Annotated in this window: 20 protein-coding genes; 4 read left to right on the top strand and 16 right to left on the bottom strand. The window is 71.5% G+C overall.

What is annotated here, in order from left to right; translation table 11 throughout:
• Positions 1–399: 399 nt before the first annotated feature.
• Positions 400–1,728: a class I SAM-dependent RNA methyltransferase gene (locus ACGF1Z_RS26535; RefSeq protein WP_393008105.1), complete on the bottom strand. Its 1,329-nt coding sequence runs from the start codon at positions 1,726–1,728 to the stop codon at positions 400–402.
• Positions 1,729–1,811: 83 nt separating this feature from the next.
• Complete coding sequence (locus tag ACGF1Z_RS26530; RefSeq protein ID WP_393008103.1) at positions 1,812–3,863, bottom strand: APC family permease; 2,052 nt, start codon at positions 3,861–3,863, stop codon at positions 1,812–1,814.
• 379 nt (positions 3,864–4,242) lie between these two features.
• On the opposite strand from ACGF1Z_RS26530, the gene ACGF1Z_RS26525 reads away from it, so the two are divergent.
• Together ACGF1Z_RS26525 and ACGF1Z_RS26520 are read left to right on the top strand one after the other, a co-directional pair.
• Entirely contained in the window at positions 4,243–4,911 is a 669-nt protein-coding gene (locus ACGF1Z_RS26525) for a TrkA family potassium uptake protein (RefSeq protein WP_046911473.1), read from the top strand.
• Entirely contained in the window at positions 4,911–5,588 is a 678-nt protein-coding gene (locus ACGF1Z_RS26520; protein ID WP_376628699.1) for a potassium channel family protein, read from the top strand. Before ACGF1Z_RS26525 ends, ACGF1Z_RS26520 begins: the two co-directional genes overlap by 1 nt.
• A gap of 282 nt (positions 5,589–5,870) precedes the next feature.
• Here the strand turns inward: ACGF1Z_RS26520 and ACGF1Z_RS26515 are convergent, their stop codons facing one another.
• The 8 genes from ACGF1Z_RS26515 to ACGF1Z_RS26480 form a co-directional block, all read right to left on the bottom strand.
• Complete coding sequence (locus ACGF1Z_RS26515; RefSeq protein WP_393008100.1) at positions 5,871–6,617, bottom strand: DUF3159 domain-containing protein; 747 nt, start codon at positions 6,615–6,617, stop codon at positions 5,871–5,873.
• Positions 6,618–6,620: 3 nt separating this feature from the next.
• Positions 6,621–7,019, bottom strand: coding sequence for an OB-fold nucleic acid binding domain-containing protein (locus tag ACGF1Z_RS26510; protein ID WP_393008098.1), 399 nt, complete (start codon positions 7,017–7,019; stop codon positions 6,621–6,623).
• 46 nt (positions 7,020–7,065) lie between these two features.
• Positions 7,066–7,752 (bottom strand): response regulator, encoded by a 687-nt coding sequence (locus ACGF1Z_RS26505; protein ID WP_393008096.1) that lies wholly within the window; start codon positions 7,750–7,752, stop codon positions 7,066–7,068.
• A 150-nt stretch (positions 7,753–7,902) separates the two neighbouring features.
• Entirely contained in the window at positions 7,903–10,458 is a 2,556-nt protein-coding gene (locus ACGF1Z_RS26500; RefSeq protein WP_393008094.1) for an ATP-binding protein, read from the bottom strand.
• A 110-nt stretch (positions 10,459–10,568) separates the two neighbouring features.
• Positions 10,569–11,237, bottom strand: coding sequence for an ABC transporter ATP-binding protein (locus tag ACGF1Z_RS26495; RefSeq protein WP_393008478.1), 669 nt, complete (start codon positions 11,235–11,237; stop codon positions 10,569–10,571).
• Positions 11,238–11,470: 233 nt separating this feature from the next.
• Positions 11,471–12,229 carry a DUF3710 domain-containing protein gene (locus tag ACGF1Z_RS26490; RefSeq protein ID WP_393008092.1) on the bottom strand — a complete coding sequence of 253 codons (759 nt, stop codon included), beginning with the start codon at positions 12,227–12,229 and terminating at the stop codon, positions 11,471–11,473.
• Position 12,230: 1 nt separating this feature from the next.
• On the bottom strand, positions 12,231–12,743 hold the full coding sequence (gene dut, locus ACGF1Z_RS26485; protein ID WP_389645545.1) for a dUTP diphosphatase: 513 nt from the start codon (positions 12,741–12,743) through the stop codon (positions 12,231–12,233).
• A complete protein-coding gene (locus ACGF1Z_RS26480; protein WP_376628687.1) occupies positions 12,743–13,327 on the bottom strand; it encodes a PaaI family thioesterase in 585 nt (194 codons plus the stop codon). Before ACGF1Z_RS26480 ends, dut begins: the two co-directional genes overlap by 1 nt.
• A gap of 58 nt (positions 13,328–13,385) precedes the next feature.
• Between ACGF1Z_RS26480 and ACGF1Z_RS26475 the strand changes: the two genes are divergently transcribed.
• Positions 13,386–13,874, top strand: coding sequence for a DUF3093 domain-containing protein (locus tag ACGF1Z_RS26475; protein ID WP_393008089.1), 489 nt, complete (start codon positions 13,386–13,388; stop codon positions 13,872–13,874).
• 182 nt (positions 13,875–14,056) lie between these two features.
• Here ACGF1Z_RS26475 and ACGF1Z_RS26470 read toward each other — a convergent pair whose 3' ends face one another.
• From ACGF1Z_RS26470 to ACGF1Z_RS26455, 4 genes are all read right to left on the bottom strand, one after another.
• Positions 14,057–15,052: a hypothetical protein gene (locus ACGF1Z_RS26470; protein WP_393008087.1), complete on the bottom strand. Its 996-nt coding sequence runs from the start codon at positions 15,050–15,052 to the stop codon at positions 14,057–14,059.
• A gap of 12 nt (positions 15,053–15,064) precedes the next feature.
• Positions 15,065–15,361: a DUF4193 domain-containing protein gene (locus ACGF1Z_RS26465; RefSeq protein ID WP_003955561.1), complete on the bottom strand. Its 297-nt coding sequence runs from the start codon at positions 15,359–15,361 to the stop codon at positions 15,065–15,067.
• Between the two features lie 395 nt (positions 15,362–15,756).
• Positions 15,757–16,992: a sensor histidine kinase gene (locus ACGF1Z_RS26460; RefSeq protein WP_393008085.1), complete on the bottom strand. Its 1,236-nt coding sequence runs from the start codon at positions 16,990–16,992 to the stop codon at positions 15,757–15,759.
• 4 nt (positions 16,993–16,996) lie between these two features.
• A complete protein-coding gene (locus ACGF1Z_RS26455) occupies positions 16,997–17,650 on the bottom strand; it encodes a response regulator transcription factor (RefSeq protein ID WP_345485078.1) in 654 nt (217 codons plus the stop codon).
• A 359-nt stretch (positions 17,651–18,009) separates the two neighbouring features.
• Between ACGF1Z_RS26455 and ACGF1Z_RS26450 the strand changes: the two genes are divergently transcribed.
• Positions 18,010–18,183 (top strand): hypothetical protein, encoded by a 174-nt coding sequence (locus ACGF1Z_RS26450; RefSeq protein WP_376628681.1) that lies wholly within the window; start codon positions 18,010–18,012, stop codon positions 18,181–18,183.
• Between the two features lie 78 nt (positions 18,184–18,261).
• On the opposite strand, the gene ACGF1Z_RS26445 is transcribed toward ACGF1Z_RS26450, so the two are convergent.
• Complete coding sequence (locus ACGF1Z_RS26445; protein ID WP_393008082.1) at positions 18,262–19,062, bottom strand: inositol monophosphatase family protein; 801 nt, start codon at positions 19,060–19,062, stop codon at positions 18,262–18,264.
• 13 nt (positions 19,063–19,075) lie between these two features.
• On the bottom strand, positions 19,076–20,203 hold the full coding sequence (locus ACGF1Z_RS26440; protein WP_393008080.1) for a ferrochelatase: 1,128 nt from the start codon (positions 20,201–20,203) through the stop codon (positions 19,076–19,078).
• Between the last annotated feature and the right edge of the window lie 78 nt (positions 20,204–20,281).

Genomic DNA, 20,281 nt, shown 5'->3' with positions numbered 1-20,281 from the left:
CGCCTCGACCCCCTGAGCACACCGCCCCGACTGCCCGACATCCCCGAACCACGAGCCGACGACCTCAAGCCCTTCCTCGGACACTGGAGTCCCTACGGCCCCTGACACAACACGGACCGGACACTCCACCGAGCGTCATGGAACGTCACTACCGACAAGCGGATGGGGCAGGGGCAGCCAACAGTTCCGCAGCCAGTGCCCCGGCCACCTCAAGATCCCTACCGCCCCGCAGCCGAGGGGTCCAACCGGCGGTCACCAGCCCGCATGACGACCCATCAGAAACCGTGCCGTCCGTGCGTCAAACGTGCGTCACGTGCGTCGAACGTGCGTCGAACGTGCGTCAAGATATCGCACCTAACGCACGTAACGCCCATAACGCACACTCGGAGAAACGGCAGGTCAGCGGCCCTTTTCGGCGGGCTCAAGGATCGCGACGCACTCGACGTGGTGGGTCATCGGGAACAGGTCGAACGCCCGCAGCGTCCGCACCCGGTAGCCGCCCTCCTTGAAGTAGGCGATGTCCCGCGCCAGGGCGGCCGGGTCGCAGGCGACGTAGGCGATGCGGCGGGCGCCGAGGGAGGCGAGGTGCTGGACGGTCTGCTTGCCGGCGCCGGCGCGCGGGGGGTCGAGGACGATGAGGTCGACGTCCGTGATGCCGGTGCGCGGGAGGACCGACTCGACCTTGCCCTGCTCGATGCGGACGCGCGGGAAGCCGGCCAGGTTGTGGCGGGCGTCCTCGACGGCGCGCTTGCCGGACTCGATGCCGAGGACGGCTCCCTGGTCGCCGACACGGTCGGCGAGGGCGCCCGCGAAGAGGCCGACGCCGCAGTAGAGGTCGAGGGCCGTCTCGCCCTTGCGGGGCGTCAGGCCCTGCATGACCGCGAGCATGAGCGTCTGCGCGGCCTTCGGGTGGACCTGCCAGAAACCGCCGCTGCCGACGCGGTAGGTGCGGTCGTCGGCGCGCTCGCGGACGAAGGGCCGGCCGTGGACGCGGTGGACGCCGCCGTCCTTCTCCTCCACGCGCATCACGGAGACGGGCTTGTCCAGCTCCACGATGGGCAGGCGGGCGCCCGGGCGCGGGGTGAGGATCACCTGGCGGTCCTGCGAGCCGCTCGCCGCGATGGCCTCGATCGACTCCATGCCCTCCCAGGTGCGCTTCTCGATCCCGAGCTCGGAGACGCCCTCGGCGGCGATCATGCACTGGTCGATCACCTCGACCTCGTGCGAGCGGTGCTTGCGCAGGCCGGGGCGGCCGAACTCGTCGACCGCGTACTGCACGCGGGTGCGCCACTGCGGGACCTCCCCCGCGGGAAGCTTGTCACCCTCGGCCGGCAGCACGGTGCCGTCCCAGCCGGCCTCCTCGGGGGTCAGCCCGGCGAGCCGCTTGAGCTGCTCGGCGATGACCTCGCCCTTCAGGCGTCGCTGGGCGCCCGGCTTGGCGTGCTGCCAGTCGCAGCCGCCGCACTTCCCGGGTCCGGCGAAGGGGCACGGCGCCTCGATCCGGTCCTTGGATGCCTCGAGGATCTCGACCGCGTCGGCGCGCAGGAAACGCGAGGTCTCCTCGCCCTCGGTGACCCGGGCCCGGACCCGCTCGCCCGGCAGGGTGTGCCGGACAAAGAGGACCCGGCCCTCCTCGGTGCGGGCGATGCAGTGACCGCCGTGAGCCACCGGGCCGACCTCGACCTCGTACTCCGCCCCGACCAACGACGCAACAGGGGTGTTCTGCATGACCGGGGGCTCCAGGGAGGAAGGGGGAGGAAGACACGTGGGCTGCTGTCGTGACAGCAGCCCACCAGTCTAGTTGTTCTTTTTCAGTTGTTCTTTCCGGCCGGTTCCTTGACGCCCTTCTCCACCGGGCCGCGGCGCACCGAGCCCGGCGCGTTCCACTCCTGGCGCTTCCTCGCCCGCTTCTTCGCGGCCTCGGAGGACTGGAGCTGGTACGGGACCGAGGTCACCATGACGCCCGGGGTGAAGAGCAGGCGGCCCTTGAGGCGCAGGGCGCTCTGGTTGTGCAGCAGGTGCTCGTACCAGTGGCCGACCACGTACTCGGGGATGTAGACCGAGACGGCGTCGCGCGGGCTCTCCTTGCGGAGGTTCTTCACGTACTCGATCACCGGCCGGGTGATCTCGCGGTACGGGGAGTCGAGGATCTTCAGCGGCACGTTGATGCCGCGCCGCTCCCACTCCTCCTTGAGCGCCTTCGTCTCCACCGGGTCGACGTTGACGGTCAGCGCCTCCAGCTCGCTGGCGTGCAGCAGCTTCGCGTAGGCGAGGGCCCGCAGGGTGGGCTTGTGGAGCTTGGAGACGAGGACGACGGACCGGACCCGGGAGGGGCGGACGTACTCGTCGGGGCGCTCCTCGGCGGCGGCGATCTCGGCGGCGACGGAGTCGTAGTGGCGGCGGATCGCGGTCATCGTCACGTAGAAGATCACCATGCCGAGCAGGGCGACCCACGCGCCGTGGGTGAACTTGGTCGCGAGGACGACGACGAGGACGAGGCCGGTGAAGAAGGCGCCGAAGGTGTTGATGGCGCGGGAGCGGATCATGTGACGGCGCTTGGCCTGGTCCCGCTCGGTGGCCAGGTGCCGGTTCCAGTGCCGGACCATGCCGATCTGGCTCAGGGTGAAGGAGACGAACACGCCGACGATGTACAGCTGGATCAGGCGCGTCGAGTCCGCGCCGTAGATCCACACCAGCAGGGCGGCGGCGCCGGCCAGCAGCACGATGCCGTTGGAGAAGGCGAGGCGGTCGCCGCGGGTGTGCAGCTGGCGGGGCAGGTAGCGGTCCTGGGCGAGGATCGAGCCGAGGAGCGGGAAGCCGTTGTACGCCGTGTTCGCGGCCAGGAAGAGGACGAGCGCGGTGGCGGCGGCCAGCAGCACGAAGAAGAAGGTGTCCTGGCCGAAGACGGCGGCGGCGACCTGCGAGATGACCGGGTCCTGGACGTATCCCGGGCCGACCGGCACACCGTTGAGCAGCAGGTCCTCGCCGGGCTTCTCGGCCATCCGGACGTCGGTGGCCATGGCCAGGAAGATGATGCCGCAGAACATGGTGACGGCCAGGCCGCCCATGAGGGCGAGCGTCGTCGCGGCGTTCTTCGACTTCGGCTTGCGGAAGGCGGGCACACCGTTGGAGATGGCCTCGACACCGGTGAGCGCCGCACAGCCGGAGGAGAAGGCCCGCAGCAGCAGGAAGACCAGGGCGAAGCCGGCCAGACCCTGGTGTTCGGCCTTGATCTCGAAGCCGGCGGTGGGCGCGCGCATGGTGTCGTCGAGGACGAGACCGCGCCAGGCACCCCAGAGGATCATGACGAAGACGCCGAAGACGAACACGTACGTCGGGATGGCGAAGAGGCCGCCGGACTCCTTCACGCCGCGCAGGTTCATCAGCGTGAGCAGCACGATCACCGCGACGGCCGAGGCGACCTTGTGCTCGACGACGAACGGCACGGCCGAACCGAGGTTCTCGATGCCGGAGGAGATCGACACCGCGACGGTGAGCACGTAGTCGACGAGCAGGGCGCTCGCGACGGTCAGTCCGGCCTTCGGCCCGAGGTTGGTGGTGGCGACCTCGTAGTCGCCGCCGCCGCTCGGATACGCGTGGACGTTCTGCCGGTACGAGGCGACGACCGTGAACATCAGCACCACCACGGCCAGCGCGATCCACGGGCTGAAGTGGTAGGCCGACAGGCCAGCGACGGAGAGGACGAGAAGGACCTCGCCCGGCGCGTACGCCACCGAGGACAGCGGGTCGGAGGCGAAGACGGGGAGGGCGATCCGCTTCGGGAGAAGGGTCTCTCCGAGCTTGTCGCTGCGCAGGGCCCGCCCGATCAGGATCCGTTTGGGCACGTCGGTCAGTTTGGACACGCAGAGGATCGTAAGCGTTCGAAAAGGGCGGCGCCGACCCACCACCCCTATCCGCACGGAATCTCCCTGGATACCACCTGCGCACGGGCCCCGGCGAGCACCTCCCGGCATGGCTGACGCGGTCATGACGGTGTCTTGACGCGTTCCTAACGAGGGCTGCGTGAGGTCACCACCCCCGTGGCCGCATAAGCTCGTTCCGGACAGCACGTCTGTGCCGGTCCGCCACGGCCCGGGCCAGACGGGCCGGGTACCTGTCCGAAACGGGCCGGTATCAGGCCGGCGTCGAGCCGGACGGGTTGGCCGCGCACGCGGCCAGGAAGTTGTGAGCAGGGTGTTTTCGCAGGTCAGTAAGACGATCAGGAGTGCGGGGTAAGGGGACGTGCACATCGTCATCATGGGCTGCGGGCGAGTGGGAGCCGCTCTCGCGCAGACCCTGGAGCAGCAGGGGCACACGGTCGCGGTCGTGGACCAGGACCCGACGGCGTTCCGCCGTCTCGGCTCGGGCTTCGGCGGCCGCCGGGTCACGGGCGTGGGCTTCGACCAGGACACGCTGCGCGAGGCGGGCATCGAAGAGGCCGGCGCCTTCGCCGCGGTGAGCAGCGGCGACAACTCCAACATCATCGCGGCGCGGGTCGCCCGCGAGATGTTCGGCATCGAGAACGTCGCCGCCCGCATCTACGACCCCCGGCGCGCCGAGGTCTACCAGCGCCTGGGCATCCCCACCGTCGCGACGGTCCGCTGGACCGCCGACCAGATGCTGCGACGGCTGCTGCCGTCCGGCGCCGAGCCGCTGTGGCGTGACCCGAGCGGCGGAGTACAGCTCGCCGAGGTGCACACCTCCCCGGCGTGGATCGGCCACAAGGTCAGCCGCCTCCAGGAGGAGACCGGCGTGCGCGTGGCGTTTCTCACCCGGCTGGGCGAAGCGATTCTCCCGACCTCGCAGACGGTGCTGCAGGAGGGCGACCTCGTGCACGTCATGATGCGCACCGACGAGATCGACAAGGTCGAGGCGGCCTTCGCCGAGGGTCCCGAGGAGGGCGGTCACTGATGCGTGTCGCTATTGCCGGCGCCGGCGCGGTGGGCCGTTCCATCGCGGGCGAGCTCCTGGAGAACGGCCACGAGGTCCTGCTCATCGACAAGGCGCCGACCGCCATCTCGGTGGAGCGGGTGCCCCAGGCGGAGTGGCTGCTCGCCGACGCCTGCGAGATCACCTCGCTGGACGAGGCCGCGCTGCAGCGCTGCAACGTCGTGATCGCCGCGACCGGCGACGACAAGGTGAACCTGGTCGTCTCGCTGCTCGCGAAGACCGAGTACGGCGTGCCGCGCGTGGTCGCCCGGGTCAACAACCCGAAGAACGAGTGGCTGTTCAACGAGGCATGGGGCGTCGACGTCGCCGTCTCGACGCCGCGCCTGATGTCGGCCCTGGTGGAGGAGGCGGTGAGCGTCGGCGACCTGGTCCGGCTGCTGCGCTTCAGCCACGGCGACGCCAACCTGGTCGAGCTCACGCTGCCGCCGGAGTCGGCGATCGCGGGCACGCAGGTCGGCGACGTGGCCTGGCCGCAGGACACCTCCCTCGTCACCATCATCCGCGGCTCGCGGGTCCTCACGCCGAGCGCGGAGGAGACCCTGGAGGCGGGCGACGAGCTGCTGTTCGTCGCCACCCAGGCGCGCGAGGAGCAGCTGGAGGACCTGCTGTCGGTCCGCCGGGAGCCCACGGAGAGCTGACGGCCGCCGGGCGGCGCCTCCCGAGGCGCCGCCCGCCGCAACGCGAAGGGGCCCGGGACCTGTCACAGGTCCCGGGCCCCTTTCCGTACGAGGAGGAGCGTGCGGGGGCGGCATGCCGCGGGGTGCGGGGGGCGGGGTGCCGTGGGCCGCGGCTACGGGGCGCCGTGGAGCACGGCTGCGGCTGATGGCTACCGGCTGCGGCTACGACTGCGGCTGCGGCTGCGGCTGCGGCTGCGGCTGCGGCTTGGCTGCCGGCCGCGGGCCAACCGCTCCGCCCACCGGCTACGGCTCGATGCGCCCCTGGGCCGCGGCCTCCTTGCGGGCCTTCTCGGCCTCCTCCTCCGCCTCCATCTCGGCGAACACGTCGATCGGCGGCGGCGCCTTGGCGAGGAAGACCCAGGTCAGATACACCGCGAGCAGGAACGGCGGGATCTTCAGGGCGACCAGCACCCAGCCGAGCTGCGCCGTGTCCGCCCACCAGTAGAGCGGGAAGAGGATCGCGCACTTGGCGAGCAGGATCAGGCCCCAGGCCCAGCTGGCCTTCGCGTACGCCTTCTTGCGCCCCGGGTTCCGGGTGCGCCAGGAGAGGTTCTCCTTGAAGACCGGACCGAGGATCAGGCCGATCAGGGGCACGCCGGCGAGGGTCGTGACGATGTACGCGAGCGCGAGCCCGAGCGTGTAGATCATGCCCGGCAGGTAGAAGTCCTTCGCGTTGCCGGTCATCATCGCGAAGACGACACCGAAGGCCACGCCGAAGACGCCGCTGAAGGCGTGCTTGACGGTGTCGCGACGGACCAGCCGGACGACCACGAGGACGACGGAGACCGCGAGCGCGGCGATCGCCGAGACGTGCAGGTTCTTGTTGATCGTGTAGATCGTGACGAAGAGCAGGCCCGGCAGGACCGTCTCCACCATGCCGCGGACCCCGCCGAACGCCTCGAAGAGCGCGGCCTCGGTCACCGCCTTGTCGGTCCGGGCGTCCTGGTCCGGGGCCGACGGGTGTGCGGTCGGCTTGTCGACTGACGTCACCGGCTACTCCTGTCCGAGCGGTCGGAGCTCGTATTTGGGATTGAAGAGGACCCGCCGGCCGTGGCTCATCGAGATGCGGCCGGAGGCGATCAGCTTGCGCCCCGGTTCGATGCCCACGATGGACCGGCGGCCCAGCCAGACGACGTCCAGCGGCGCCGTGCCGTCGAACAGCTCGGCCTCCAGCGCGGGCACCCCCGCCCGGGGACGCAGGGTGACCGTGCGCAAAGTACCAGTCACCTTGACTATCTGGCGGTCGGAACAGTCCGAGATGCGGGTGCACCCGGAGGCCGCGGAGTCCTCCTGGAGCTCCACCGACTCCAGCTCCTCCTGCGAGGTGGAAAGTCGGTCGAGCAAGCGGCGGAAACGCCCGGCCGGCTTCTCTGTACGGGGTGCAGCACTCATACAGAAAGCGTACCGGCCCCCGCCCACACGGAACCCGGCACCGAACTCAGTGTTCGAAGCGGTAGCCCATGCCCGGTTCGGTGACGAAGTGCCGCGGATGCGAGGGGTCCTGCTCCAGCTTCCGCCGCAGCTGCGCCATGTACACACGGAGGTAGTTGGTCTCCGTGCCGTACGAGGGTCCCCAGACCTCCTGGAGCAGTTGCTTCTGGCTGACCAGGCGGCCGCTGTTGCGGACGAGGACCTCCAGGAGGTGCCACTCGGTGGGGGTGAGCCGGACGTCCTTGCCGTCGCGGTGGACCTTCTTCGCGGCCAGGTCGACGCTGAAGCCCTCGGTCTCCACGACCACGACGCCCTCCTCCCCGCCGCCGACCGGCTCGGCCCGGCGGACCGCCGCGCGCAGCCGGGCCAGCAGCTCGTCCATGCCGAAGGGCTTGGTGACGTAGTCGTCGGCGCCCGCGTCGAGCGCCTCCACCTTCTCGTCGGAGGTCTGCCGGGCCGAGAGCACCAGGATCGGCACCCGGGTCCAGCCGCGCAGGCCCTTGATCACCTCGACGCCGTCCATGTCGGGCAGACCGAGGTCGAGGACGACGACGTCGGGGTGGCGTTCTGCGGCCAGCCGCAGCGCGGTGGCGCCGTCGGGCGCCGCGTCGACCTCGTACTTGCGTGCCTTCAGGTTGATCACCAGGGCGCGGACGATCTGTGGCTCGTCGTCGACCACGAGGACCCGGGTCATGGAGAGGTGCCCTTCTTTCCGTGGGTAGGCGGTGCGGGGGTGTGAGCGGTGCGGGAGTGGACGGGGCGGCAGTGGACGGGGCGGGGTGAGCGGTGTGCGGGGATCAGCGGTGTGCGGCGGTGAGCGGCGCCTTACGGCCCGGGCCTCGCGCTACGTGAAGGTGTGGACGGACGTCGTCGCGGCGGCGCCGGCGGGCGGGGGCGCGGTGCCGGCGGCGGTCCTGAGGGTGAGGACCATGGTCAGTCCGCCGCCCGGGGTGTCCTCCGCGGAGACCGTACCGCCCATGGCCTCGACGAAGCCGCGGGCGACCGCCAGGCCGAGGCCGACACCCGAGCCGCGCGGGGCGTCGCCGAAGCGCTGGAAGGGCTCGAAGATGCGCTCCTTGCCCGCGTCCGGGACGCCGGGCCCGCGGTCCGTGACCCTCAGTTCGAGCCGCTCGCCGAGCACGCTGGCGCCGACGGCGACCGGAACGCCCTCCGGGCTGTACTTCACGGCGTTCTCGACGATGTTGGCGACGGCCCGTTCCAGCAGCCCGCGGTCGACGGCGACCATCGGCAGGGTCTCGGGGATGTCGAGCTCGACGCTCCCGTCGGGGACACCTCCCAGCGCCATGGGCACCACCTCGTCGAGGTCCGTCGGACGGATGAGCGGCGTGACGGTGCCGGTCTGGAGCCGGGACATGTCGAGGAGGTTGCCGACGAGGTGGTCGAGCCGGTCGGCCCCCTCCTCGATGCCCTGCAGGAGCACGGCGCGGTCCTCGTCGGACCACTCGACGTCGTCGGAGCGCAGGGAGGACACGGAGGCCTTGATGCCGGCGAGGGGGGTGCGCAGGTCGTGGCTGACGGCGGCGAGGAGCGAGGTGCGGATCTTGTTGCCCTCGGCGAGCCGGCGGGCCTCCTCGGCCTCGCCGACGAGCCGCTGACGGTCCAGGACGACGGCGGCCTGGGCGGCGAACGCGCCCAGCACCCGGCGGTCCTCGGCGGGAAGCACCCGGCCGGTCAGGGCGAGGGCGAGATGGTCGCCGACCGGCATGTCGACGTCGGCCTCCTCGGGCCGGTCGACGGGCCGGGAGCCGACGCTCGCCGCACAGGTCCACGGTTCGAGGTCGCCCGAGCGTTCCAGGAGGGCGACGGAGTCCATGGAGAAGGTCTCACGGACGCGTTCGAGGAGGGCCTCCAGGCTCGACTCCCCGCGCAGGACGCTGCCCGCGAGATGGGAGAGGACCTCGGACTCGGCGCGCAGCCGGGCGGCCTGGTGGGTACGCCGGGCGGCGAGATCGACCACGGAGGCCACGGACATGCCCACACCGAAGAACACGACGATGGCCACGATGTTCGTGGGATCGGCGATCGTGAGCCGGTGGATCGGCGGAGTGAAGAACCAGTTGAGGAGCAGCGAGCCGAAGGCGGCGGCCGCGAGCGCCGGCAGAAAGCCGCCGAGGAGGGCGGCGGCGACCGTCAGCGCGAGGAACAGCAGCATGTCGTTGGCGAGCCCGAGGTCCGCGTCGACGCTCGTGAGCACCAGGGTGAGCAGCAGGGGCGCGGCGACACCCACCACCCAGCCCCACAGGATCCGCACCCGGCCGAGCCGGGCGCCGCGGGCGACGGGCAGGCCGCGGCCCTTGGCGGCCTCCTCGTGGGTGACGATGTGGACGTCGAGGTCGGGTCCCGAGTCACGGGCGACGGTCTGGCCGACGCAGGGACCGAACACGTACTGCCAGGAGCGGCGGCGGCTGGATCCGAGGACGATCTGGGTGGCGTTGACGCCGCGGGCGAACTCCAGGAGGGCGGACGGCACGTCGTCGCCTATGACGTGGTGGAACGTTCCACCGAGGTCCTCGACGAGGGTCCGCTGGTCGGCGAGCTCCTTCGGAGAGGCGGAGGTGAGGCCGTCGCTGCGGGAGATGTAGACGGCGAGGACCTCCCCGCCCGCGCCCTTCTCCGCGAGGCGGGCGGCGCGGCGGATGAGGGTGCGTCCCTCGGGGCCGCCGGTGAGGCCGACGACGATGCGCTCGCGGGCCTGCCAGGTGGAACGGATGTTGTGCTCACCGCGGTACTTGCGCAGGTACTCGTCGACCCGGTCGGCGGTCCAGAGCAGCGCCAGCTCCCGCAGCGCGGTGAGGTTGCCGGGGCGGAAGTAGTTCGACAGGGCCGCGTCGACCTTGTCGGACCGGTAGATGTTGCCGTGCGCCATCCGGCGCCGCAGGGCCTGCGGCGACATGTCGACGAGCTCTATCTGGTCGGCCCGTCTGACCACCTCGTCGGGGACGGTCTCCCGCTGTCGTACGCCGGTGATCGACTCGACCACGTCACCCAGTGACTCCAGGTGCTGGATGTTGACGGTCGACACGACGTCGATCCCCGCGGCGAGCAGCTCCTCGACGTCCTGCCACCGCTTCGCGTTGCGGGAGCCGGGCACATTGGTGTGGGCGAGCTCGTCCACGAGCGCCACGGCGGGCTTCCGGGCCAGCGTGGCGTCGATGTCCATCTCGGGGAACGCCGTCCCCCGGTACTCGATCTCCCGCCGGGGCACCTGCTCAAGCCCGTGCAGCATCACTTCCGTACGCGGCCGCCCGTGGTGCTCCACGAACGCCACCACGCAGTCCGTCCCCCGCTCGACGCGACGATGCCCCTCGGACAGCATCGCGTACGTCTTGCCGACGCCCGGTGCCGCGCCGAGGTAGATCCGTAGTGTGCCGCGTCCCATGGCTCGACCTTACGTCCAGCCAAACGGACATTCCGCGCGGGTGTGGGGGGCTTGGACGGGTATTGACGTGATCCTGATGTCCCGGGGCCGTCAGTGACCGGGCCGCCCCGTCAGTGCTCGATGATCTCGCCGTCGCTCAGCTCCAGGACGCGGTCGGCCAGGCCGAGGAGCTGGGAGTCGTGGGTGGCGACGAGGGCGGTGCAGCCCTCGCTGCGGACCACGGCTCGCAGGAGCTCCATGACCGCGAGGCCGGTCTCGGCGTCGAGCTGGCCGGTCGGCTCGTCGCATATCAGGAGCGCGGGGCGGTTGGCGAGGGCGCGGGCGATGGCGACGCGCTGCTGCTGGCCGCCGGAGAGCTCGCCGGGGCGCTGCGCGGCGTGGTCGGCGAGTCCGACGAGGGCGAGCAGCAGGGCGACGCGCTCCTCGCGCTCCTTCGGGTCGGCCTTGCGCAGCCGCATGGGGACGCCGACGTTCTCGGCGGCGGTGAGGATCGGTATGAGGCCGAAGGACTGGAAGATGAAGCCGATCCGGTCGCGGCGCAGTTCCAGGAGTCCCTCCTCGCCGAGGTCGGCGAGGTCGGTGCCGTCGATGACGATGCGGCCCGTGTCGGCGGTGTCGAGGCCGCCGACCAGGTTGAGCAGGGTGGTCTTGCCGGAGCCGGAGCGGCCCTTGAGGGCGACGAGTTCGCCGCGCGGGACGGCGAAGGAGACGCCGCGCAGGGCGTGGACGGCGGCGGCGCCCGTGCCGTACGACCGGTGCAGGTTCTCCACGCGGATCATGGGCGCGCCGGCCGGGTCCTCGATGACGGTCGTGCCGGTCCGCGCGTTGCTCTCACTCACCGTGCTACCCCCTGGTCGGAACGTGTGCGCCGCCAGTATGGGCACAGGGCGGTGGCGGGTGCCAGGGCTGTGGACAAGCCGGTGCGGGGGCGCGGTGGGGGCTGTGGAAAAGCCCGGTGGGCCGCTCCCTGGGTGCGGGGGCGGCCCACCGGGCCTGGGTCATGTCGTCGGGGTCAGCGGATCTCGGAGATCTCCGGACCGCGCTGCAGCTGGCCCATGCCGCCGGAGAAGCGGGAGCCGGCCTGGTCCTCCTGCTGCACGCCGTCCGGCACCATCTGCGCGTCGTTGGGCAGCTTGAGGACGATCGGGTCGCGCGGGGCCATGGGGCCTTCGCCGCGGACGACGACGGTGTCCCGGAAGATCTGCTCCAGCAGACCGGCGGCCTCGGGCTGCACCGCGCCCTGGCCGGAGATCACGCCGCGCAGGAACCAGCGCGGGCCGTCGACGCCGACGAAGCGCACGAGCTGCACGCCCCTGTTGCCGTCGGGCAGCTGTACGGGGACCTGGGCCCGCAGCTCCCAGCCCAGCGGGCCCTCGATCTCCTCGATGGCGCCGCCCTGCTGGGTGATGCCCTCGGCGATCTCGTCGCGGACCTCGCCCCAGATGCCTTCCTTCTTCGGCGCGGCGAAGGCCTGGAGCTGCACCGCGCTGTCGCGGAGCACGACGGTGGCCGCGACGATCGCGTCGCCCGCCACCTCGACGCGCAGTTCCATGCCCTCGACGCCGGGCACGAAGATGCCGCCGAGGTCCACGCGGCCTTCCTCGGGCGTGCTGACCTCGGAGATGTCCCAGGGCCCGTCGGGCCGGGGCGCCGGCGGAAGGTTCACCCGGCGCGGCGTGGCCGCGTCCTCGGTGTCGACCGCGTCGACGACCTGCTCGGCCTCGCCCGCCGCGTCCTCCGCGGCACCGCTCTTCTTGCGACGTCCGAACACGTCACTGTCCTTCCCGGTCGGATACGACCGAAGCGTATCGATTCCCACCCGTAGTGCCGTCCACGGCGGCATGACCGCCGGTGGACCCGAAGCCCCCTTCGGCCCGCGCAGAGCCGGGAAGTTCCGCGACCTCGTGGAAGCGCACCTTCTCGACCTGCTGGACGACCAGCTGGGCGATCCGGTCGAACCGTTCGAACCGCACGCTTTCGCGCGGGTCGAGATTGACCACGATCACCTTGATCTCTCCACGGTACCCGGCATCGACCGTCCCCGGGGCATTCACGAGGGCGACTCCGCAGCGGGCGGCGAGCCCGGAGCGTGGGTGCACGAAGGCCGCGTAGCCGTCGGGCAGGGCGATGGAGACGCCGGTGGGCAGGACGGCGCGCTCCCCGGGGGCGAGTTCGGCGGCCTCGGTGGTCACCAGATCGGCGCCGGCGTCGCCCGGGTGCCCGTAGGCCGGGATCGGCACCTCCGGGTCCAGGCGGCGGATCAGTACGTCGACGGGATTGCGCATCAGGGGTTCACCTCGAAGGCGCGGGCGCGCCTGACCTGGTCGGGGTCGGACATGGCTGCCTGGATCTCCTCCGGGCGCCCGTTGTCGATGAAGTGGTCGACCTTGACCTCGATGAAGAGGGCGTCGGCGCGGACGGCGACGGGGCCTTCGGGCCCGCCGATCCGGCCGACGGCGGTCGAGTAGATCTTGCGGCCGTGTACGGCGGTGACCTCGGCCTGCAGGTGGAGGACGGTGCCGACCGGCACGGGCCGGGCGAAGTCGGTCTCCAGGCGGCCGGTCACGGCGATGACCCGCAGCAGCCAGTTGAGGGAGCCGAGCGTCTCGTCGAGCGCGGTGGCGAGGACGCCGCCGTGCGCGAGACCGGGGGCGCCCTGGTGGTCGGGGGTCACCGTGAACTCGGCGGTGACCGTGACGCCCTCGCCCGCGCGCGCCTCCAGGTGCAGCCCGTGGGGCTGCCCGCCGCCGCACCCGAAGCAGTACTCGTAGTGCGCACCGAGCAGCTCGCCGGGGGCGGGCGCGTCCGGGTGGCGTACCGGCGGTATGGCGTCGGCCGGCGGGGTGAGAGCGGCAGATGTTCCAGTCACAGGCGCAGACCTTACCCGCGCGGCCGGGCGCTGGTCGCGCCGTGCCAAGCTTGGATGCATGCAGCCTTCCGCAGCGTCTTCCGCACAGCCCGCCGCGCCGAGCTTCGACGAGCGCCTCACCGCGCCTGCCTCCTGGTGGGTGATCGTGGCCCTGCTGGGTCTGTCCGGCGGTCTGGTGCTGTTCCCGCTGGGTACGGTGCCGACGCTGGTGGGTGTGGCGGCGGCGGCGGCGCTGGCGGCGGTGGCGGTGTCCTCGTACGGCTCCGCCCGGGTGCGGGTGGTGTCCGGTTCGCTGGTCGCGGGGGACGCGAGGATTCCGGTGTCGGCCCTGGGTGTCCCGGAGGTCCTGGACGCGGAGGAGGCGCGTGCCTGGCGCTCGTACAAGGCCGATCCGCGCGCCTTCATGCTGATGCGCAGCTATGTGCCGACGGCCGTGCGGGTCGAGGTCACGGATCCGGCGGATCCGACGCCGTACGTCTACCTGTCCAGTCGTGATCCGGAGGCGCTGGTGAGTGCCCTGGAGACGGCCCGCGCCGAGGTGCGTTAGCGCGCGTCGACCGGGCTTGACCAGGCGGGCGGGGCGGGCCCGGGCTCAGGGCCGGCGGGGGTGGTCGGCCGCCATCGCGCTCCGGGGTTCCGGCGGTGCGCGGGGAGAGGCCCCGGGAAGGGCGGTGGACGCCCCCTGGAGGGCGCCCGGGCCATGGAGGGGGCCCCTGGGGCCCCGGGCGGCTAGAAGTCGATCTCCTTGGGGTTCTCCGGCTGTTCCAGGGGAGGCAGGGCCGGGAGGGCGTCCCACGGGATCTGGCGGGCCCGCAGGTCCTTGCGGACGTGGGCGGCGAGTTTTCTGGTGTCGCGCCGGTTCATGACCGCGCCGACAGCCGCGCCCACCATGAAGGGTGTGAGCATCGGCAGGTTGCGCACCATGCGCTTCATGATCTGCTGGCGCAGTTCGCGTTTGAGCTGGCCGCCGAGGGCCGCGTTGACCGTGGTCGGCTTGGTGGGGTCGATGCCGCGCTCCTCCGCCCAGGAGGTCAGGTACGCGGTCGAGCGCTGGGTGAGCCCGCCGGGCGGTCGCAGGCCGTAGACCTCGTGGAGTTCGGCGATGAGCTTGATCTCGACGGCGGCGACGCCGGTGATCTCCGCGGCCAGTTCCGCGGGCATCGCGGGCGGTACGGGCAGCATGGCGGCGGCGCCGATGCCGGCGCCGACGGTGGCGCTGGCGTTGGCCGCGCCGGTGATCAGCTTGTCGGCGATCTGCTCGGGGCCGAGCCCGGGGAAATGCCGTTGCAGGGTGGCCAGGTCCCGGACGGGTACGCGCGGGGCGAGTTCCATGACCCGGTCCGCGAGATAGCCGATCCCGGCCTTGGCGCCCTGGCCGCCGCGCTTGACTCCGCGCCGTACGGCGTCGATGCGGGCGTTGTCGAGCTTGATGCGGTCGAGCTGGACGCGCGCGGGGTTGGCCACGCGTCTGATGAGGCCGCCCTTGGGGGCGTCCTGCTGTTCGGTATCAGGCCCGTCGGCGGCCTGGTGGGGGGCGTCCGCTGCTTCGAGCGAGGCCGTGTGGCCCCGCTCGTCGTCACGTGCGCCAGATGTGGGCAGGTGGGCGGAGTGCACGGCGGAGGGGTCGTCCATGACGCCCTCTGCCGAGCCCGGGCCGCCCTTGTACGCCTCCGACCTCTTCAGGAGTCGGAGGCGCCGCTTCCGAGACGGTGTGTCGCCTGCCACGGCCGCTCGATCTCAGTCGCAGTCGCGGCAGATCGGCTGGCCGTTCTTCTCCCGAGCCAGCTGGCTGCGGTGGTGCACGAGGAAGCAGCTCATGCAGGTGAACTCGTCCGCCTGCTTGGGCAGGACCCGGACGGCCAGCTCCTCGTTCGAAAGGTCTGCGCCGGGAAGTTCCAGGCCCTCGGCGGCCTCGAACTCGTCGACGTCGACCGTGGAGGTCGACTTGTCGTTCCGGCGGGCCTTCAGTTCTTCAAGGCTGTCCGAGTCGACGTCGTCGTCGGTCTTGCGTGGGGTGTCGTAATCCGTTGCCATGTCGCTCTCCCCCTCTGGGTGGTTTGCGGTGTCTCCAGCGCACGTAACGCGTGAGAGGCCGGACTTGTGCCCGACCCGAGGCGGAGATTTTGCCTCACATCAAGGTCTGTTACTCAATCGACACCCAATCCGCCCTCTCACGAGTGAGCGGCTTTGGGTGGCGATGCGGACCGTACACGGTCCGCGGGGCCTCCTTCACGGGTGCCACCCCGTGTACTTCCCGTCATTCCGACCCCCGGAAACCCGGACTTTTCCGGGTTTTCCGAAGAATTCGCGATCACGGAGAGTGGAACTCCGGACACTCATTCCTGTGATCGATCACACAGGACCGTCTCAGGAACGAGAACCGGGAATTCCGCCCATAGCGAACAAATCCGGTCGGCACGTGAAGTGTGTCAGATCGGAAGCGTGACGCGCATCACGAGGCCACCCCCGTCCCGGGGCTCCGCGATGATACGGCCGCCGTGGGCACGCGCGACGGAGCGCGCGATCGACAGGCCGAGGCCGACACCCTTGTCGCTGCCGGTGCGGTCCTGCCGGAGGCGCCGGAATGGCTCGAAGATGTTGTCGATCTCGTACGCCGGGACCACGGGTCCGGTGTTGGTGACGAGCAGGACCGCCTCGCCGTCCCGGGTCTCGGTCGTGACCTCCACCCAGCCGCCCTCGGGAACGTTGTACCTGACGGCGTTCTGCACCAGGTTCAGGGCGATCCGCTCCAGCAGGACGCCGTTGCCCTGGACGACGGCCGGGGCCCGCTCCCCGCGGAACTCGACGCCCTTGGCCTCGGCCTCGGCGTGCACCTGGTCCACGGCCCGCGAGGCGACCTCGGCGAGGTCGACGGGTTTGCGCTCGACGATCTCGTTGTCGCTCCGGGCGAGCAGCAGCAGGCCCTCGACCAGCTGCTCGCTGCGCTCGTTGGTGGCGAGGAGGGTCTTGCCGAGCTGCTGGAGCTCCATCGGCGCCCCGGGGTCCGAGAGCTGGACCTCCAGCAGCGTGCGGTTGATCGCGAGCGGTGTGCGCAGCTCGTGGGAGGCGTTGGCGACGAAGCGCTGCTGGGCGCTGAAGGCGCGCTCCAGGCGCCCCAGCATGTCGTCGAAGGTGTCGGCGAGCTCCTTGAGCTCGTCGTCCGGCCCGTCCAGCTCGATCCGCCGGGACAGATCGGAACCGGCCACCTGGCGGGCGGTGCGGGTGATCCGGCCGAGCGGGGAGAGCACCCGGCCGGCCATCGCGTAGCCGAAGGCGAAGGCGATGATGCTCAGGCCGAGCAGGGCGAACAGGGAGCGGCGCAGCAGGTCGTCCAGGGCGAGGTCGCTCTGGTGCCGCAGGCACATGGAGACGGCGTTGTTGAGCTGCTCGCCGGTGGACTTGTCGGGCAGCCGGCACCAGTCCGTGGTGGCGGTGACCGTGCCGGTGACCACCTTGAAGGGCAGTTCGCTCGTGCTGTCGCGCAGGGCCTGCGCGGTGAACAGGTAGATGATCGCCAGCAGCAGGATGCCGGCGATCAGGAACATCCCGCCGTAGAGCAGGGTGAGTCTTATGCGGATGGTCGGACGCAGCAGCGGGCCGACCGGGTCCCTGGGGTCCCAGGTCGGTTTGGGAGGCGCGTGCACGGGCGCCGGGCTCTGGGGCATCGGGTCAGATCCGGTATCCCGAGCCGGGGACCGTGACGATGACCGGGGGCTCGCCCAGCTTGCGGCGCAGGGTCATCACGGTGACCCGTACGACGTTGGTGAACGGGTCGGTGTTCTCGTCCCAGGCCTTCTCCAGGAGCTGCTCCGCGGAGACGACGGCGCCCTCGCTGCGCATGAGGACCTCCAGGACCGCGAACTCCTTGGGCGCCAGCTGGACCTCCTTGCCGTCGCGGAAGACCTCGCGGCGGTTGGGGTCGAGCTTGATGCCGGCCCGCTCCAGGACGGGCGGGAGCGGGACGGTGGTGCGGCGGCCGAGGGCGCGGACGCGGGCGGTGAGCTCGCTGAAGGCGAAGGGCTTGGGCAGGTAGTCGTCGGCGCCCAGTTCCAGGCCCTCGACACGGTCGCTGACGTCTCCGGAGGCGGTGAGCATCAGGACGCGGGTGGGCATGCCGAGCTCGACGATCTTGCGGCAGACGTCGTCGCCGTGGACCAGGGGGAGATCCCGGTCGAGGACGACGACGTCGTAGTCGTTGACCCCGACCCGTTCGAGGGCCGCGGCGCCGTCGTACACGACGTCGACGGCCATGGCCTCCCGGCGCAGGCCGGTGGCCACCGCATCCGCGAGCAGCTGCTCGTCCTCGACGACGAGTACGCGCACGTCGGTAAGTCCTTTCCTGGAGCCCTGTTCCTGGACGCGGACGGGGCGTTCTGCGCACTGACTGTGCGTGTCCATCCTGCCCCGAACGCGCGTAAACCGGCTGTAAGACGGCCCTGCGGGGGCCGGCGGGCGGGCGCGGTGGAGCGGGGTGGCGGGGCGGGGCCGGAAGAATTCACCTGATTCGCGCGCCAGTTGAGGTTTCTGTGAGGAAAGGGCTGGGGAGGACGACTGCACACCCCGCGATCACGCCCTGTAGGTGGCACGCCACCTACCGCTCTCTGTCCCCCAGAGGTAGCAGTGTGTGGTCCACCCACCCCCGGCACTCCCCGTGCCACCGACCCACCACGAGGGGGCGCACGATGGACGCTTTCACCGCAGGACTGCTGCACCGCATCAAGGCCACGCAGTCCGACCTCACGCGCGCTCGTGAGTCGGGCGACGACTTCCTCGCGGATGTCGAGCAGGCCGAGCTGGACGACCTGCACCGCCTGGCCGCCGAACACGGCGTGGAGGTCGGCGCGCGCTGCGCCTGACCTCCCGCACCCGCACCACGGGTGGGCCCCCGGAGTCACCGACTCCGGGGGCCCACCCCTGTCATGGCGCGTCCGGGCTCAGTCGTGCCAGGCGCCCGACTCCTCCAGGAACTCCTGGAGGACGCCGAACAGCCCCGGGGACGACGCCAGGGCCAGCTCTCCGGACGCGGCGACGCCTGCCCGGCCGCCGGTGAGGGCGCCCGCCTCCCGGGCGATGAGGTCGCCGGCGGCGAGGTCCCAGGGGTTGAGGCCGCGTTCGTAGTAGGCGTCGAGGCGGCCGGCGGCGACGTCGCAGAGGTCGATCGCGGCCGAGCCGCCGCGGCGGATGTCGCGGACGCGCGGGAGGAGGCGCTGGGCGACCTCGGCCTGGTGGGCGCGGCGGGTCTGGAGGTAGCCGAAGCCGGTGGCGACGAGGGCCTGGTCGAGTTTCGGGGAGGGGCGGACGGCCAGGCGCCGGTCGCCGAGCCAGGCGCCGCCGCCGAGGACCGCGTGGAAGGTCTCGCCGCGCAGCGGGACCTCGACGACGCCGACGACGGTCTCGCCGTCCCGCTCGGCGGCGATGGACACCGACCAGGTCGGCAGGCCGTAGAGGTAGTTCACGGTGCCGTCCAGCGGGTCGACGACCCAGCGGATGCCGCTGGTGCCGGTGCTGGAGGCGCCCTCCTCGCCGAGGAAGCCGTCCTGGGGGCGGTGCTCGGCGAGGAAGCCGGTGATCAGCTTCTCGGCGGCGATGTCCATCTCGGTGACGACGTCGATGGCGCTGGTCTTGGTCCGGGCCACCGCCAGGTCGTCCGGTCGCCCGTCGCGCAGCAGGGCGCCGGCCCGGCGACCGGCCTCCAGGGCCAGGTCGAGGAGTTCGGGCAGCAGGGGGTCGGTCACGGGGGCGGTCTCCTTACGCGTACGGGCTGTCGGCGCCGGCCGCCGCCGGCCGTTCGGCCCGGGCGGGGCAGCAGGTGATCGGGCAGAGGTCGTGGGAGGGGCCCAGCGCGCCGAGGGCGCAGCGCTCGACGCGCTCCCCGCGCTCGTTCGCGGCGCGCTCCAGGACGAGCTCGCGCACGGCCGCGGCGAACCGCGGGTCGGCCCCGACGGTGGCCGAGCGCCGGACCGGGAGCCCCAGCTCCGCGGCCTTCGCGGTGGCCTCGGTGTCGAGGTCGTAGAGGACCTCCATGTGGTCCGAGACGAAGCCGATCGGCACCATGACGACGGCGGGGGCGCCGGCGCCGTGCAGCTCCTCCAGGTGGTCGCAGATGTCGGGCTCCAGCCACGGGATGTGCGGGGCGCCACTGCGCGACTGGTAGACGAGCTGCCAGGGGTGCTCGACTCCGGTCTCCTCGCGGACCGCGTCGGCGATCAGCCGGGCGACGTCGAGGTGCTGCTTCACGTAGGCGCCGCCGTCGCCGTGGTCGGTGACGGGGCCCGAGGTGTCGGCGGCGGAGTCGGGGATGGAGTGGGTGGTGAAGGCGAGGTGGGCGCCGTCGCGTACGGACGGGTCGAGCTCGTCGAGGGAGGCGAGCACGCCCTCGACCATGGGGCGGACGAAGCCGGGGTGGTTGAAGTAGTGCCGGAGCTTGTCGACGCGGGGCAGCGGCAGCCCCTCCGCCTCCAGCTCGGCGAGGGAGTCGGCGAGGTTCTCGCGGTACTGGCGGCAGCCGGAGTACGAGGCGTAGGCGCTGGTGGCGAGGACGGCGATGTGGCGCCGGCCGTCGGTGATCATCTCGCGCAGGGTGTCGGTGAGGTACGGCGCCCAGTTGCGGTTGCCCCAGTAGACCGGCAGGTCGAGGCCGCCGGCGGCGAAGTCCGCGCGCAAGGCGTCGAGCAGGGCGCGGTTCTGGTCGTTGATGGGGCTGACGCCGCCGAAGAGGAAGTAGTGCTGCCCCACCTCTTTCAGCCGTTCCTTGGGGATGCCGCGGCCGCGGGTCACGTTCTCCAGGAACGGGACCACGTCGTCCGGGCCTTCGGGGCCGCCGAAGGAGAGCAGCAGCAGGGCGTCGTACGGGGCGGGATCGAGCTCGTCGGACATGGCACCGATCCTCCCACTCGCCGCGGACGGCCCGGGGCGCGGCCCGACCGGGAAAAGTGAGTGACCCGACCACTTCAA

The organism is Streptomyces sp. NPDC048018, from assembly GCF_043202995.1.
Taxonomy (GTDB): domain Bacteria; phylum Actinomycetota; class Actinomycetes; order Streptomycetales; family Streptomycetaceae; genus Streptomyces.
The sequence above is the reverse complement of the archived record's forward strand: the minus strand, read 5'-3'. Positions and strand labels throughout refer to the sequence as shown.

What these genes read in the sequence shown, in the direction of transcription:
- ACGF1Z_RS26535 (WP_393008105.1), bottom strand. Translation starts at nt 1,728, where the DNA reads ATGCAGAACACCCCTGTTGCGTCGTTGGTCGGGGCGGAGTACGAGGTC.
- ACGF1Z_RS26520 (WP_376628699.1), top strand. Translation starts at nt 4,911, where the DNA reads ATGCGTGTCGCTATTGCCGGCGCCGGCGCGGTGGGCCGTTCCATCGCG.
- ACGF1Z_RS26510 (WP_393008098.1), bottom strand. Translation starts at nt 7,019, where the DNA reads ATGAGTGCTGCACCCCGTACAGAGAAGCCGGCCGGGCGTTTCCGCCGC.
- ACGF1Z_RS26505 (WP_393008096.1), bottom strand. Translation starts at nt 7,752, where the DNA reads ATGACCCGGGTCCTCGTGGTCGACGACGAGCCACAGATCGTCCGCGCC.
- ACGF1Z_RS26500 (WP_393008094.1), bottom strand. Translation starts at nt 10,458, where the DNA reads ATGGGACGCGGCACACTACGGATCTACCTCGGCGCGGCACCGGGCGTC.
- ACGF1Z_RS26495 (WP_393008478.1), bottom strand. Translation starts at nt 11,237, where the DNA reads ATGATCCGCGTGGAGAACCTGCACCGGTCGTACGGCACGGGCGCCGCC.
- dut (WP_389645545.1), bottom strand. Translation starts at nt 12,743, where the DNA reads ATGCGCAATCCCGTCGACGTACTGATCCGCCGCCTGGACCCGGAGGTG.
- ACGF1Z_RS26475 (WP_393008089.1), top strand. Translation starts at nt 13,386, where the DNA reads ATGCAGCCTTCCGCAGCGTCTTCCGCACAGCCCGCCGCGCCGAGCTTC.
- ACGF1Z_RS26465 (WP_003955561.1), bottom strand. Translation starts at nt 15,361, where the DNA reads ATGGCAACGGATTACGACACCCCACGCAAGACCGACGACGACGTCGAC.
- ACGF1Z_RS26460 (WP_393008085.1), bottom strand. Translation starts at nt 16,992, where the DNA reads ATGCCCCAGAGCCCGGCGCCCGTGCACGCGCCTCCCAAACCGACCTGG.
- ACGF1Z_RS26450 (WP_376628681.1), top strand. Translation starts at nt 18,010, where the DNA reads ATGGACGCTTTCACCGCAGGACTGCTGCACCGCATCAAGGCCACGCAG.
- ACGF1Z_RS26440 (WP_393008080.1), bottom strand. Translation starts at nt 20,203, where the DNA reads ATGTCCGACGAGCTCGATCCCGCCCCGTACGACGCCCTGCTGCTGCTC.